Origin of the sequence: Dickeya sp. CFBP 2040 (assembly GCF_012273755.1) — a bacterium.
Taxonomy (GTDB): Bacteria; Pseudomonadota; Gammaproteobacteria; order Enterobacterales; family Enterobacteriaceae; genus Dickeya; species Dickeya poaceiphila.
In genome coordinates this window covers 34,771-48,175 of the sequence record NZ_JAAVXH010000061.1, presented here as the reverse complement: position 1 = coordinate 48,175, position 13,405 = coordinate 34,771, and the positions used below count along the sequence as shown (strand labels likewise).

15 protein-coding genes and 2 tRNA genes are annotated in these 13,405 nt (G+C 49.8%); 9 read left to right on the top strand and 8 right to left on the bottom strand.

Going from position 1 to position 13,405, the window contains the following annotated elements:
* The first annotated feature begins 42 nt into the window (after positions 1-42).
* Positions 43-119 (top strand) — tRNA-Asp (locus tag Dpoa2040_RS08380).
* A gap of 201 nt (positions 120-320) precedes the next feature.
* Positions 321-1,112, top strand: coding sequence for an endonuclease/exonuclease/phosphatase family protein (locus tag Dpoa2040_RS08375; RefSeq protein ID WP_168640967.1), 792 nt, complete (start codon positions 321-323; stop codon positions 1,110-1,112).
* A 58-nt stretch (positions 1,113-1,170) separates the two neighbouring features.
* On the opposite strand, the gene mltD is transcribed toward Dpoa2040_RS08375, so the two are convergent.
* Together mltD and gloB are read right to left on the bottom strand one after the other, a co-directional pair.
* Positions 1,171-2,568, bottom strand: a complete 1,398-nt coding sequence (gene mltD / locus Dpoa2040_RS08370; RefSeq protein WP_168640966.1) for a murein transglycosylase D — start codon at positions 2,566-2,568, stop codon at positions 1,171-1,173.
* 70 nt (positions 2,569-2,638) lie between these two features.
* Positions 2,639-3,394, bottom strand: coding sequence for a hydroxyacylglutathione hydrolase (gloB, locus tag Dpoa2040_RS08365; protein WP_168640965.1), 756 nt, complete (start codon positions 3,392-3,394; stop codon positions 2,639-2,641).
* A 45-nt stretch (positions 3,395-3,439) separates the two neighbouring features.
* On the opposite strand from gloB, the gene Dpoa2040_RS08360 reads away from it, so the two are divergent.
* The gene (locus Dpoa2040_RS08360) at positions 3,440-4,159 is read left to right on the top strand and encodes a methyltransferase domain-containing protein (RefSeq protein ID WP_168640964.1); all 720 of its coding nucleotides are present in this window, start codon (positions 3,440-3,442) and stop codon (positions 4,157-4,159) included.
* 35 nt (positions 4,160-4,194) lie between these two features.
* Here the strand turns inward: Dpoa2040_RS08360 and rnhA are convergent, their stop codons facing one another.
* Positions 4,195-4,761, bottom strand: coding sequence for a ribonuclease HI (gene rnhA, locus Dpoa2040_RS08355; protein ID WP_168640963.1), 567 nt, complete (start codon positions 4,759-4,761; stop codon positions 4,195-4,197).
* On the opposite strand from rnhA, the gene dnaQ reads away from it, so the two are divergent.
* On the top strand, positions 4,715-5,449 hold the full coding sequence (dnaQ, locus tag Dpoa2040_RS08350) for a DNA polymerase III subunit epsilon (RefSeq protein WP_042872257.1): 735 nt from the start codon (positions 4,715-4,717) through the stop codon (positions 5,447-5,449). The two genes, rnhA and dnaQ, sit on opposite strands and share 47 nt — an antisense overlap.
* 130 nt (positions 5,450-5,579) lie before the next feature.
* A tRNA-Asp gene (locus Dpoa2040_RS08345) sits at positions 5,580-5,656 on the top strand.
* 158 nt (positions 5,657-5,814) lie between these two features.
* On the opposite strand, the gene speD is transcribed toward Dpoa2040_RS08345, so the two are convergent.
* The 3 genes from speD to Dpoa2040_RS08330 form a co-directional block, all read right to left on the bottom strand.
* On the bottom strand, positions 5,815-6,609 hold the full coding sequence (gene speD, locus Dpoa2040_RS08340; RefSeq protein WP_168640962.1) for an adenosylmethionine decarboxylase: 795 nt from the start codon (positions 6,607-6,609) through the stop codon (positions 5,815-5,817).
* A gap of 30 nt (positions 6,610-6,639) precedes the next feature.
* Complete coding sequence (gene speE, locus Dpoa2040_RS08335) at positions 6,640-7,503, bottom strand: polyamine aminopropyltransferase (protein WP_168640961.1); 864 nt, start codon at positions 7,501-7,503, stop codon at positions 6,640-6,642.
* A 108-nt stretch (positions 7,504-7,611) separates the two neighbouring features.
* Positions 7,612-7,959, bottom strand: a complete 348-nt coding sequence (locus tag Dpoa2040_RS08330; RefSeq protein WP_042872250.1) for a YacC family pilotin-like protein — start codon at positions 7,957-7,959, stop codon at positions 7,612-7,614.
* A gap of 290 nt (positions 7,960-8,249) precedes the next feature.
* Between Dpoa2040_RS08330 and Dpoa2040_RS08325 the strand changes: the two genes are divergently transcribed.
* The 3 genes from Dpoa2040_RS08325 (at position 8,250) to Dpoa2040_RS08315 (ending at position 11,414) form a co-directional block, all read left to right on the top strand.
* Positions 8,250-9,806: an iron ABC transporter permease gene (locus tag Dpoa2040_RS08325; RefSeq protein ID WP_246867270.1), complete on the top strand. Its 1,557-nt coding sequence runs from the start codon at positions 8,250-8,252 to the stop codon at positions 9,804-9,806.
* A gap of 7 nt (positions 9,807-9,813) precedes the next feature.
* Positions 9,814-10,878: an ABC transporter ATP-binding protein gene (locus tag Dpoa2040_RS08320; protein ID WP_168640959.1), complete on the top strand. Its 1,065-nt coding sequence runs from the start codon at positions 9,814-9,816 to the stop codon at positions 10,876-10,878.
* Between the two features lie 242 nt (positions 10,879-11,120).
* Positions 11,121-11,414 carry a hypothetical protein gene (locus Dpoa2040_RS08315; RefSeq protein WP_168640958.1) on the top strand — a complete coding sequence of 98 codons (294 nt, stop codon included), beginning with the start codon at positions 11,121-11,123 and terminating at the stop codon, positions 11,412-11,414.
* Positions 11,415-11,475: 61 nt separating this feature from the next.
* On the opposite strand, the gene Dpoa2040_RS08310 is transcribed toward Dpoa2040_RS08315, so the two are convergent.
* On the bottom strand, positions 11,476-11,928 hold the full coding sequence (locus Dpoa2040_RS08310; protein WP_168640957.1) for a GNAT family N-acetyltransferase: 453 nt from the start codon (positions 11,926-11,928) through the stop codon (positions 11,476-11,478).
* Positions 11,929-12,072: 144 nt separating this feature from the next.
* Between Dpoa2040_RS08310 and hpt the strand changes: the two genes are divergently transcribed.
* Positions 12,073-12,606 (top strand): hypoxanthine phosphoribosyltransferase, encoded by a 534-nt coding sequence (hpt, locus tag Dpoa2040_RS08305; RefSeq protein WP_173023993.1) that lies wholly within the window; start codon positions 12,073-12,075, stop codon positions 12,604-12,606.
* 105 nt (positions 12,607-12,711) lie between these two features.
* Here hpt and can read toward each other — a convergent pair whose 3' ends face one another.
* Entirely contained in the window at positions 12,712-13,353 is a 642-nt protein-coding gene (gene can, locus Dpoa2040_RS08300) for a carbonate dehydratase (protein WP_042872238.1), read from the bottom strand.
* Between the last annotated feature and the right edge of the window lie 52 nt (positions 13,354-13,405).

Genomic DNA, 13,405 nt, shown 5'->3' with positions numbered 1-13,405 from the left:
CCGGTTATCGAAATGACCTCTTCGATAACATACAGAATCGGTGGTGCGGTAGTTCAGTCGGTTAGAATACCGGCCTGTCACGCCGGGGGTCGCGGGTTCGAGTCCCGTCCGCACCGCCAACATATAAAGCCCTGAGCATAAGCTCAGGGCTTTTCGCTTTTGAAACCGTTGATGAACCTATTCTTACTTGCCATCAGTTGTATTGTCTACGATTTCATTGTTATTCCATATTTCTCATCTATCTTGCTGCTTGCACCCATTGAAACGCGAAGATAAAAACCCTATAACGATTAATAGTTCACTGGTATAGCAGGGACAATGTGCACAAGAAAACCTATGCAATAAGGTACGTTGCCGGGCAACCGGTTGAGCATATTTTTCAGCCTTCGGCAATGCATTATTTAAAACAGCAGTCTGCATTTTCAGCTCCTCTGATAGCAACAGAGGGTTTCTTGCGGATCATGGTGTGGAATATTTTTAAGCAACAGCGTACAAACTGGCTTTCTGTTCTGAAGCATTTTGGTGAAAACACACAGCTGATGTTATTGCAGGAAGCGCAATCTACCCCCGAACTGATTCGCTTTGCCACCACACACTATCTTTATGCTGATCAGGTGCCTGCTTTCGCACTTCCACCTCATCCTTCGGGGGTGATGACACTATCTTCCGCTCAGCCGATGTACTGCTTTCCGCTACGTGAACGAGAGCCATTAATTCGTCTGGCTAAATCAGCACTGATCACGGTGTATTCGTTGAGAAATGGACGCTTGTTAATGGCCATAAATATCCATGCTGTTAATTTCAGCCTCGGAGTAGAGGCGTATATTAATCAACTTGAAACCATTGGTGAGCAATTGAAACGTCACCAGGGACCGGTGATTATGGCGGGAGACTTTAATGCCTGGAGTCGATCCAGGGTCAGCGCGCTTTATCGGTTTGTCCAGCGAATGGGACTTGATGAAGTGTTATTTTCCGACGATCAACGACGTCGGACGTTTGGTCGGCCATTGGATTTTGTTTTTTATCGCGAGTTGGAAGTGACGAATTCGTCGGTACTGGTTACTAATGCATCTGATCACAATCCTTTGCTGGTGGAGTTTGATGTTGCTTGAACTCTACACTTGCACTAATAAAAAAACCGCCTGGATGGCGGTTCTTATTTTATCAGTATCAGGAATCTGGTGATTCTCTTCTGGTGACATACAGTGTCAGCCGATCTCCAGGTTGAAGATTGGCATCTCTGATAACCGTATTCCAGCGCATGACATCAGCAATGTTAACACCGTGACGTTTGGCAATACTTGCCAGCGAGTCACCTTTACGAACTTGATAAATGATCGAGTTCGATTTGTTTTTTGCAACAACACCTGCCGTCACGGGTGTTGTTACCTTGGCAACTTGCAATGTCTGACCCACTTTCAGCGCGTTGCCCTTGAGGTGGTTCCAGTGTTGCAGATCCTGAGTACGAACATTCATTCGCTTAGCGATACTGGATAATGTATCACCAGTGCGAACCTTGTACCCTACAGAGCGAGTCGTGCCTGCCGGTTTTACAGATTTAGCCGGTTGTATGGATGCAATATCACCATCTGCCAGCGAGTCTTTCAACTGCCCTACATGAGACTTGGGTATCATAATGTAATGCGGTCCGTTAGGCGCAGTGACATCACGTGTGTAACCCGTGTTGTAACTCTTGAGCTTGGTGACAGATAAACCCGCCAATTCGGCTGCTTGTGTCAATTCCATCTGCTGACCTAAGTCGACCCTTGCCAACGCTCGGTTTTCGTTAGGTTTAGGCAACTCAACTCCGTACTTTCTGCTGTGCTTGAGAATATCGCTTAGTGCCAACATCTTGGGCACATAGGTTGACGTTTCGTATGGCAACGCCAGCGCCCAGTAGTTAGTTGGACGGCCTTTCGCTTTATTCGCTTTCACCGCTTGCATGATTCGCCCTTCACCCGCATTGTAGGCAGCCACGGTTAATAACCAGTCGCCGTCAAACATACGGTTAAGACGCTGCATCATATCCAGTGCAGCGGTCGTGGAGGCAACAACATCACGACGCCCATCATACCATTGGGTACGTTTTAACCCGTAATTGCGCCCGGTGCCAGGAACAATCTGCCAAAGCCCTACGGCGTTGGATGCTGATCTGGCGTTTGGGTCAAAAGCGCTCTCCACTATGGGTAGCAGTACCAGTTCCATCGGCATCTTACGTTCTTTAATCTGCCCGACTATCCAGTACATGTACGGCTCTGCCCGTAATGTTACATCGTGGAGATAGCTCTTATTTTTTAAGTAACGCTGTTTCTGTTCGCGGATCCGGGTATTCTCCGGAACCTCCATCTTCAGCTCGTCGCCAATGAAGTTCCACAGATCTCGTTGTGCGATGCTATCATCATCCAGCCATCGCGCGCCGGTCTCTCGACCATCTGTGTACTTTCCTGCTTCACCTTGACCTGCCGAAGACAGACTCTGTGCATGTTGTCTGGGTTGAGAAGTGTCATTAGGCGGCACCTGACAACCCGTCAACACGACTGAGGCGATAAGTATCGCTTTAGTCTTCATATCTGTGTCAATAGTTGCTTAAAAGACAGGCAATCATACTTTGATTGGCAATTCAGTACAACAAAAACCGTTAAAATTGGTCTTTCAGAGCGCGTAAGTGCGCAAAAATGTGCCAATCCCCCTTGGTGTCCGAGTTAATGGACAATTTTCTTTTTAAATCAACGTCATGATAACGTAAAAAAATATTTATTCTCCGTTCCCGCCCTAGTGTGGAAGGGAGGGATGATTCTCCTTTTTCACGTAATTGTCTGATTTTAAGTAGATAATCATGAATATCCACATCTTCTGGCCAAATATGGTGAGCGAACTCCAGATTCGATAATGTGTATTCGTGCGCACAACATACTTGGGTTTCATCAGGTAAATCAGCCAACTTGATCAATGATTCGAACATCTGTTGTGCTGTACCTTCAAAAATGCGACCACATCCGGCAGAAAATAAGGTATCGCCACAGAATAGATATGGATGGCTATAATATGCGATATGTCCTGTAGTGTGTCCGGGTACGAAAAAAATAGAAAATTCCGAGCCAACAGCAGTAATCGTGTCTCCTTCTTGCACTGTATGTGTCACGCCGCATTGCTTGGTTTCTGATGGGCCGTAAACTTGTATGTCAGGATAGTGATCCTTCAGTTGTCGCACGCCGCCAGTGTGGTCGTTGTGATGATGGGTCAACAGAATGGCGGCAGGTAAGAATCCGTAGTTTTTCAGTGCCTGTAATACGGGGGCTGCCTCTCCAGGATCAACAATCACACATTGCTTTTCATCACTGGCCAGTAGCCAGATATAGTTGTCTTTGAAGGCAGGTACACTGATAAGATTCATACTGTATCCTCATTTTTGCGATTAGCTTGCGGAAGATTCTAGAGCATGAAGCCAGCACAAACATCTCAGAAGATCGTGGCGCCTGACAACTGGAAGGCGATACCCTGGGGAGAGTACTATCTTCATACTTTGAATAGGGTGCTTGACCCTTGGTGGAGCCGGATATTTGGGTTTCATTTGCTGAAAATCGGGGGATTAAGCACTGAGATTGATAGTCAAATGTGTACCATTCCACATCAGGTGAACGTTAGTCGTGAGCCGCAGGCACATGTTATTGCTGAACCCTATCAATTACCGTTTATCGAGAAATCGGTAGATGCCTGTTTGCTTGCCCATGTGCTGGCTTACTCCGCAGATCCTCATCGGATTGTGCGCGAAGTTGATCGGATTTTGATTAACGATGGTTGGATCATTATCAGTGGTTTCAACCCCGTGAGTCTGGTAGGGTTGGGGCGTTTAGTTCCCGGTATGCGTCAACGCCAGCCATATTGCAGCAGAATGTTCAGCCAAATGCGGGTGATGGACTGGCTGAGCTTGCTCAATTACGAGATTGTACATCACAAAAGTTTTCAGGTCTTGCCCTGGCGCCAGCCAGAACAGGGCAAGTGGAACAATACGCTGCCATTGCTGGGGTGCCTGAATCTGATCGTCGCGCGTAAACGTACGATTCCGCTGAGGATGACGCCGACCAAAACCTTGCTAAGAAAGTCACCATTGAATCGCCCGGTGGGGGCGACGAAAAGTTATCGTTCCTGGCATGATTGACGGCTTGTCAGGTGATTGATTCGTTACGGTTTAGGCTACTCTGGCTGATAGCCGGTGTCATCAAGGGTTGGTGCGTTGGCAGCCTGGCGGGCCAGTTCATCGCAGCGTTCATTCTCAGGATGACCCGCATGGCCTTTGACCCATTGCCAGTGCAGGGTATGGCGCTGAATGGCTTGATCCAGCCGTTGCCATAGATCGATGTTTTTTACTGGCTTTTTCTCCGCAGTTTTCCAGCCGCGCTTTTTCCAGTTGTGAATCCAACTGGTAATCCCCTGGCGGACATATTGGCTATCGGTACTGAGTGTAACATCACAAGGAGAGGTCAGGCTTTCTAGTGCGATGATCGCCGCCATCAGTTCCATCCGGTTGTTAGTGGTTAGCCGGTAGCCTGCGCTCAGTGTTTTTTCGTGCTGCTTGTAGCGCAAAAGTACCCCGTATCCACCTGGGCCAGGATTGCCGAGACAGGAACCGTCAGTGAAAATCTCAACCTGTTTTAGCATCTCTGGTAGACTCTTATTCATGGTCAAAAGCATAAGTCTGACATAAACGAAACCGATGAGCACTGCAATTACACGACAAATCGTTCTTGATACGGAAACCACCGGTATGAACAAGCTGGGGGTTCACTATGAAGGGCACAAGATTATTGAGATTGGTGCGGTCGAAGTCGTGAACCGTCGCCTGACCGGACGCCACTTCCATGTTTATCTTCGACCAGACCGTCTGGTCGATCCGGAAGCCTATAAGGTTCATGGTATTAGCGATGAATTTTTGGCTGATAAGCCGACTTATGCTGATGTTGCCGATGATTTTCTCGATTTTATCCGAGGTGCGGAATTAGTGATTCATAACGCATCGTTCGATATCGGCTTTATGGACTATGAGTTTCGGCTGCTTGGTCGTGATATCCCGAAAACTGAAACCTTCTGTACCATCACTGATAGCCTGCTGATGGCACGCCGCTTATTCCCAGGTAAGCGTAATAACCTGGATGCATTGTGTGATCGTTACCAGATAGATAACAGCAAGCGTACGCTGCATGGCGCGTTGCTGGATGCCGAGATTCTGGCTGAAGTTTATCTGGCGATGACCGGTGGTCAAACGTCACTGGCTTTTTCGATGGAAGCGGAGGGCCAGCAGCAGGCGGTGCAAACAGAAACCATTCAGCGTATTTCGCGCCCGGCATCGGCTCTGACTGTGTTATATGCTAGTGACGAAGAGCTGGTGGCGCATGAGCAAAGGCTGGATTTGATTATGAAAAAAGGCGGTAGCTGCCTGTGGCGTAATTGAGTGGTGAGCCATTGATGACAAAATCAGCGCCGCGCTGAAAATGTAAGCAAACAGAAGCGGTTAGTGATAAAAAGCGTTGACGCAATCGATGACGGGCCGTAGTATTCACCTCGCTCAATGAGCACAGCGCGGTGCGGTAGTTCAGTCGGTTAGAATACCGGCCTGTCACGCCGGGGGTCGCGGGTTCGAGTCCCGTCCGCACCGCCAATCATTTTGAAGCCCTGAATCAACTGGTTCAGGGCTTTTTCGTCTACGGAACGCCTAAAATTACTTTTTTTCTCCGAATAGTGATTCAGGTCTATCTGGTAGGAAAACAAGAAAATTCGACTGCTAAAGCCTGAGGGCGAATGCCCTCAGGTCGCTGCTCATACGGTTGCGATGTTTCTACCGTAATAGATTTCCTGCATTTCTCGATACAGTAAGTCAGTGATGCGCTTGCGCTCTTCGGCGCTTAACTCTTCAGGACTGACGTTAAACAAGTAGTGCTTCAGGTCGAAATCCTTCAGCAACATTTTGGTGTGAAAAATATTTTCCTGGTAAACATTCACGTCCATCAGATGATAGAGCGATTTCATGTCGTCAGACATGAAATTTTGAATCGAGTTAATTTTATGGTCGATGAAATGCTTGACGCCGTTAATGTCGCGCGTAAAACCGCGCACACGGTAGTCAATGGTCACGATGTCCGATTCTAACTGATGGATCAGATAGTTAAGCGCCTTGAGCGGTGAAATGACACCGCAGGTGGACACCTCGATATCGGCGCGAAAGGTGCACAGACCACCACCAGGGTGGCTTTCCGGATAGGTGTGCACACAGATATGGCTTTTGTCGAGGTGCGCGACGACGGAGTTCGGCAGCGGACCAGGGTGTTCGGAGGTATCCACATCGCGGGGATCCATGGGTTCTTCGCTGACCAGAATGGTGACGCTGGCACCCTGGGGTTCATAATCCTGTCGGGCAATATTCAGAACATTAGCGCCGATGATGGAACAGGTTTCACTCAGGATTTCTGTCAGACGGTTCGCATTGTACTGCTCGTCAATGTACGCAATATAGCCATCGCGATCAGCAGGCGTTTTAGCGTAGCAGATATCGTAGATACAAAAACTCAGGCTCTTGGTCAGATTGTTAAAGCCATGTAGTTTCAGCTTTTGCAATTTAATTCACCCCCTTATGGATGCCGATGCTCAGCGGGCGGCTGACAGGGCATTCAGTAAATATTGTGGCAGGGCAAAGCTGCCGATATGAATGGCCGGATTGTAATAACGGCATGTAATTTCTGATGAGTCAAACCGCTGTTGCAGGCTATTTTGATCGATGGCACGCAATGCCGGATTGTTACTAGCCCAGGCAAAGGTCATGATTCCGCCGTAGTAAGTCGGAATGGCTGTCTGATAAAAACTGACGTCACTGAAGTAGTGGCTCAGCTTCTGATGGCTGTTGACCGCCTCATCCTGCTGCAGGAAGCTGACGCCATTCTGTGCGACAAAGATCCCACCATCATTCAGGCAGCGTGCGCATCCCTGATAAAAATCAGAGGTGAACAAATTTTCACCAGGGCCGATGGGGTCGGTACAGTCGGAAATAATGACATCGAACTTTTCCTGGCAGGCATTGACGAAATTAACACCGTCATCAATTACCAGACGAAAGCGCGGGTCATCGTAAGCGCCAGCGCTGTGATTAGGCAGATACTGGCGACAAAATGCCACCACACCGGCGTCGATTTCCACCATGGTGATCTGCTCAATGTGACGGTGCCGACAGACTTCGCGCAGCATACCGCCGTCGCCGCCGCCGATGATCAGCACGCGTTTGGCGCTACCATGAGCCAGTAGCGGAACGTGGGTCATCATTTCGTGATAGATGAATTCGTCGCGCTCGGTGGTCTGTACAACGCCATCCAGCGCCATTACCCGGCCCAGCGCAGCGTTTTCGAAGATGATCAGATCCTGATGATCGGTTTTTTCATGATAGAGCACCTGTTCTATCGAAAAATACTGACCAAAATTGGCATGTAGGGTTTCATACCAAATTTCTTTCTGGGACATGTTAGGGCTTCCTCCGCGATAACAGCCATGAAAATTGGCGCGATATGATAGCTAACTCTCATGGCGCTTGCACGGTCAAATTTCAAGCAATACAGAGGATTTTACGCTTTATTGCGTATTTGCGAGTAAACTGAGCGAATTTCGGGCCAGAGACTGGCATTTTTTCGGGATGGGAATAGCGATGCCGCTCAGATCGCGGTAGCTGGCTTCGCCGATGGCGATCATATCGAACTGATTGTAATTGCTGAGATCCCAGCGATTTTGCTGGGCAAAAGTCACGAGTGCGCGGCGGATCTGCTCGTTGGGAAGATCTTTGTAACCACAGTTGTTTTTCAGATAAACGAAAACGGCGGTCAGATCGGCGAGGTCTTCAGCCTCAAAATCATTCAATGCCCTACTGGCGGAGGAGAAGCCCAACAACGAGAGCAAGAGCAGCACCAGCGCGGAATGTTTCATAATTCAACCTGTTTCATACTTTATCAGATGACGTTATCACAGTTACCGGCCCGGATTTCAAGTTTTATTCAGATCATCGTGATATCACCAATCGGTGGGGGCCGCACCGGATGGGGCAAACAGAGGGAGTGTGTGTACAATGGCACAATTACCAGCTATTTATCGGCGATTGATACCATGACGCCAGCGTCTGGCTTTGATATTAATAGTGCAGTTTAAATTTATTTCACCGATTTCTCATGACTTCAGGTATCTGGCGCATTAGTAGTGTGCTGTTAGCAGGAATCCTTTTGTTCCCGCTTGTAACCATGATCGGGATGGCATTGTCCACTCCTGGCGATGCAGTGTTGGCGTTATGGCATGTTCTGCCCATTTATGGGAGGAACTCGCTGATGCTGGTGGCGGGCTGTGTGATATTCAGCCTGTTGTTTGCGTTGCCGCTGGCCTGGATAATGTCACACTACCGTTTTACGGGTCAGGTGTGGCTGCACCGGGCGTTGCTATTGCCGTTGGCGATGCCCGGCTACTTACTGGCGGCGGTGTATGGCGACATGTTGGGATATGAAGGGCCAGTCAAGCAGACGCTTTACGCTTTATCATTTGATGTGGACATTGTGCCCCAAACATTCTGGCAGCAGGTATGGATGGTGACGTGTGCCAGTCTCTGTCTGGCTCTGGTGCTGTTCCCTTATGTTTATTTGCTGGTGCGTACCGCGTTGATGTCACAATCAGTCAACTTGCGGCAGGCTGCCCAGTTGATGAATCACACCCATGCTCAGGTTTTCTGGCGTGTCGTTTTTCCCATGACTCGGCCTGCTATCGCGCTTGGCGTTGTGTTAATGGCCTCGGAAGCGCTGGGTGACTACGGCATTTCTGCTTATTTTTCTTTGCAAACTATTACCACGGCTGGTCTGGATTTGTGGCGTGACAAGGCACAACACGGTACGGCGGCACTGTTAATGTCGTTGTTGTTACCCCTGGTGTTCCTGATCTGGTTTCAGGCGCGTCGATGCCGTGCACGTCAGTTGCGTTACAAGAAAACCGTTAGCGTGTGCCCGAAAGATCTGCCGGTATTACGCGGATGGCAGTGTTTTCTAACTGTGCTGTTTGGCGGTGCACTGGTCGTGATTGCGTTTGTTGTGCCGGTCGGTCGCCTGGTGGGATGGTCGATGTTATCTGAAGCGCCGCTCTGCAGTTTGCCGTTTTTGCTGGCATTGACCAGCAGTGTTATGGCGGCTGCTTGTGCCACATTGATGGTCATCGGGCTGGCGATTGTGTGTTCGTTTGATTTCCAGGCAACGGGAAACCCGGCGTATCGCAACCCACTGCGTTGGCTCAATATCAATCGGTTGTTGCCCTCAACCGCGCTGGGAATGGGGTTGCTGGTGCCGTTTTTAGGTCTGGATGCCTGGCGTGCGTCGACCAGCGGCGTGGTGGATGACCCCTGGGCTGGCTCGGTGCTGGTGCTGATTTTGGCCTATTGTATGCGTTTTAGCTGCTTGCTGATTGACCGGTTACAAATTCACATCTCCCGTCTGCCGCGTGCAATGAACCATGTCAGTCAGTCGCTGGGTTACACGTCTTTACAGCAAGTGCTGTGGGTTTATCTGCCTCAGTTGCGCCATTGCCTGATTGTGGGGGTGCTGCTGGTGTTTACCGAAAGCTTGCGTGAGCTGAATGCATCACTACTGCTGCAGCCGTTTGAAGTGGAAACCATAGCAACCTACGTGTTTCGCTTTATGATGGATGAGCGACTGCCGCTGGTGGCAACTCCTGCGCTGATGTTGGTGGGCGTGGGCATGATTCCGCTGTTTGGGATAACCCGATTGATGAGAATGGAAGGATAGGTAAGTTATGGCGACCCCGGAGATTCTGGCGATAACCTCACTCAGTTGCGGCTACCCGCGACTTTCCGTGCTGGAGAATGTGAATTTTTCCGTGCATGAAGGGGAGATGGTTTGTCTGTTAGGGGCGAGTGGTGATGGCAAAACTACGCTGCTGAAATCGATAGCGGGTCTGCTGCCACATCAACAAGGTCGAATAGTGATCGCTGGTCAGAAAGTGGGGTCTCCAGAGCAAGGTGGCGAGACATCGCCAGCAGCGGTAGGGATGGTGTTTCAGGATGATGTGCTGTTTCCTCACCTGACGGTTATGGGGAACATCACTTTCGGTTTACACGGTAAGTCATCCGAAGAAGTGTGTACCCTGGCGATGGATGTGGTGGGGTTGATGCAACTAGAGACCCTTACCCGTAGCTATCCTCACGAGCTTTCTCAAGAACAGTATAAGCGGGTGGCGATAGCCAGGGCGCTGGCGTGCCAACCTAAATTGTTGCTGATGGATGAGCCTTTTTCTTCGGTTGATAGTCAAATTCGCTACCGTTTGATCAGCGAGCTACGCCAAATTCTGCGGCAGCGCCGTATTGCCACGTTGTTTGCGACATCTGACCGGGAGGATGCCTTTGCTTTTGCCGATCATCTGATTCTGATCCATGACGGCGGCATTGTGCAGCAAGGGTTTTCCGCCGATCTTTACTACCGACCGGTTAATCGCTATGTGGCTGGTTTTATGGGGAATGCCAATTATCTGTCGGTGAAGATCTGCGGCGACAGACAATGGCAGAGTTTTCTTGGCGAACATCAGGCAACCAGGGCATTAAAATTGCCGCATGGTGCGCAATATGACTGGTTGATTCGCCCACAAGAGATTGCGCTGGCGTTGGATGAAGATGGGCCGGGCGTGATTGAAGATCGGCTATTTATGGGGAACAGCAATTTTTACCGTGTTCGGGTCAGTGAGCTGGAACTTCAGGTACAAAGCGGCAACTGGTTTGAGCCGGGGCAACCTGTTCGGCTGAGTATTCGCACTGATCAACCGGTTCTGTTCCCACCTGAATCGACGGTAAATTCACAGGACTAGCGGGCGTCAGGCCCGCTTTGTTTATCCCTGTTCAACATTGGTGCAACGCCGTGCTGTTCTTCTCCTCACTCCCTGTTGCGGGGCTATGTGACACTATCTGATTGCATTTGGCGCCGGCGGTTCAAGGCGCGGCTCTGGCGGGATTTCCCTCACACTGATGCTGACTTCATAGGTTTTACCATTGCCTTGCGGTATGTTGGCAACCAGTTTATTGGCAGCCGATATGGGATCGGTCGTCTGTAATGACGCCTGATAAAGCGCAGGTATTGGTGGTGGTAATCTGGGAGGCGGCGGTGGGAACCCCGGTGGTGGTGGCATTATCTCCTGTCTGTCTGGCCCTCGCGGTTCCGGGTTTTCTGGATTGGCAGATGCCACAGACAAGGCCGAAAGCAGGGAAATACCGGCAATCAGCGCCACAGTACGGCAGGTTTTCGTTAGTGCTGTCATGTTACACCTCGTTTCGGTTGGCCGAAGCCCATCAGAAACCTTTTGTTGATACCGCGCAATCCGCTTTACCCGATTTTATGCTGCGATAACGAAATCCTCACGTTCTTGTGAATACGTTGATATTTCCGTCACAAGATAAAACGTTTGGTTTCAGCCTTTCAGCGCAAGAAAATCACTCGCCAGAATGTGCCAGGCGCTGGGATGCGCCTCAAAGCCGATTTTGGGGTAGTAATCCACCGCTTGGGGGGCGGCAATCAGAATCAGACGGCATTGCGGTTTCAGTTGCCGCATCGTGTGTTCGATAAGCTGCCGGCCTATGCCGCTATGCTGAAAAGCTTCATCCACCGCCAGATCGGACAGATAGCAGCAAAAGTGATAGTCCGTTACGCTGCGCGCCACACCCACCAGTTCATCGCCACGCCATGCCGTTACCAGTAAGCCCGCTTGCGTTAACATGCCGGCGAGGGTGTCGCGTTGCTCCAGAGGCCGTCTTGGGCCGAGCGAGGTTCGGTTAAGCAGGTGGATAAACTGGTCAACGTTAATAGGGTCATTCACTTTATAGGTAATGACATTGTCAGCCGTTGAAGACGATAAGGATGTCATATTCTCTCCGCTATGGGTGGGGGATTCCGGGCTTTCTGTTATACTGCGCGCCGTGATAAATGCGGCACAGCCTGACTGTGAGTCAGCATTGGAGTATGGCCACTGCGGCCAATACAGGATATCTTTTTTCTGTGAGTTGTCAGTATGATGAAACATACGGTGGAAGTCATGATCTCCGAGCTTGAGGTCAGGGCGCGGGTGACTGAACTTGGACGACAGATCAGCGAACATTATCGCAATAGCAGCTGCGACATGGTGCTGGTAGGGTTATTGCGAGGATCTTTTGTATTTATGGCCGATTTGTGTCGTGCCATTGACCATTCGCATGAAGTCGATTTCATGACCGCATCCAGCTACGGCAGTGGTATGAATTCAACCCGCGATGTGAAAATCCTTAAGGATCTGGATGAGGATATCCGCGGCAAAGATGTGTTGATTGTTGAAGATATTATCGATTCTGGTAATACGTTAAGCAAAGTGCGGGAAATTCTGCAACTGCGCGAGCCGAAATCGCTGGCTATCTGTACACTGCTGGATAAACCGTCACGCCGTGAAGTTCCGGTGCCGGTGGAATGGGTCGGTTTTTCTATCCCTGATGAGTTTGTCGTGGGGTATGGTATCGACTATGCCCAGCACTATCGTCACCTGCCGTTTATCGGCAAGGTCATCCCGCTATAACTCATAACATCACGCCCATGATGGCATGGGCGTGATTAATACTGCGGTGTTTAAAGCTAATTAGTGTCTTTAAAACAATCAGTATGCTTAAAACAATCAGTGTGTTTAAAACAGAGCTGAGACTGCCCGGCGATAACGCTGTTCCAGCGTTTCGCGGCTGGTAGCGGTGACTTCCAGATCGCGCAAGCGCCCATCCTGAATCCCATAGACCCAGCCATGAATCGTCACTTTCTGACCGCGTTTCCAGGCTGACTGCATGATGGTAGAGTGGCCGAGGTTGTACACCTGTTCCACCACATTGATTTCACACAGTTTGTTAAATCGTTGTTCGGGCGGCAATTCTCCTAGCAATGAACTGTGCTTATACCACAGGTCACGAATGTGGAGCAGCCAGTTGTTGATCAATCCCAGTTCCGGATTTTCGACCGCTGCCTGCACACCGCCGCATCCATAGTGGCCGCAAATGATAATGTGTTCTACTTCCAGCACTTCAACCGCATACTGCACGACGGACAGGCAGTTAAGATCGGTATGGATCACCAGATTGGCGACATTGCGGTGTACGAACAGTTCACCCGGTTCAAGACTGGTCAGGCTTTCGGCGGGAACGCGGCTGTCAGAGCAGCCAATCCACAGAAATCGAGGGCGCTGAGCTAATGCAAGTCGCTCAAAATAATCAGGGTCTTCTTTCACTATCGTTTCAGACCATTGCTGGTTATTGGCGATAAGCGTTTCTATGGTTTTCATGAAAGTAAATGACCTGTAACAACAAAAGGGCGGTGCAGGGTAATATAGAGCA

What these genes read in the sequence shown, in the direction of transcription:
- hpt (WP_173023993.1), top strand. Translation starts at nt 12,073, where the DNA reads ATGATGAAACATACGGTGGAAGTCATGATCTCCGAGCTTGAGGTCAGG.
- Dpoa2040_RS08310 (WP_168640957.1), bottom strand. Translation starts at nt 11,928, where the DNA reads ATGACATCCTTATCGTCTTCAACGGCTGACAATGTCATTACCTATAAA.
- Dpoa2040_RS08360 (WP_168640964.1), top strand. Translation starts at nt 3,440, where the DNA reads ATGAAGCCAGCACAAACATCTCAGAAGATCGTGGCGCCTGACAACTGG.
- Dpoa2040_RS08320 (WP_168640959.1), top strand. Translation starts at nt 9,814, where the DNA reads ATGGCGACCCCGGAGATTCTGGCGATAACCTCACTCAGTTGCGGCTAC.
- gloB (WP_168640965.1), bottom strand. Translation starts at nt 3,394, where the DNA reads ATGAATCTTATCAGTGTACCTGCCTTCAAAGACAACTATATCTGGCTA.
- can (WP_042872238.1), bottom strand. Translation starts at nt 13,353, where the DNA reads ATGAAAACCATAGAAACGCTTATCGCCAATAACCAGCAATGGTCTGAA.
- speE (WP_168640961.1), bottom strand. Translation starts at nt 7,503, where the DNA reads ATGTCCCAGAAAGAAATTTGGTATGAAACCCTACATGCCAATTTTGGT.
- dnaQ (WP_042872257.1), top strand. Translation starts at nt 4,715, where the DNA reads ATGAGCACTGCAATTACACGACAAATCGTTCTTGATACGGAAACCACC.
- Dpoa2040_RS08315 (WP_168640958.1), top strand. Translation starts at nt 11,121, where the DNA reads ATGACGCCTGATAAAGCGCAGGTATTGGTGGTGGTAATCTGGGAGGCG.
- mltD (WP_168640966.1), bottom strand. Translation starts at nt 2,568, where the DNA reads ATGAAGACTAAAGCGATACTTATCGCCTCAGTCGTGTTGACGGGTTGT.
- Dpoa2040_RS08330 (WP_042872250.1), bottom strand. Translation starts at nt 7,959, where the DNA reads ATGAAACATTCCGCGCTGGTGCTGCTCTTGCTCTCGTTGTTGGGCTTC.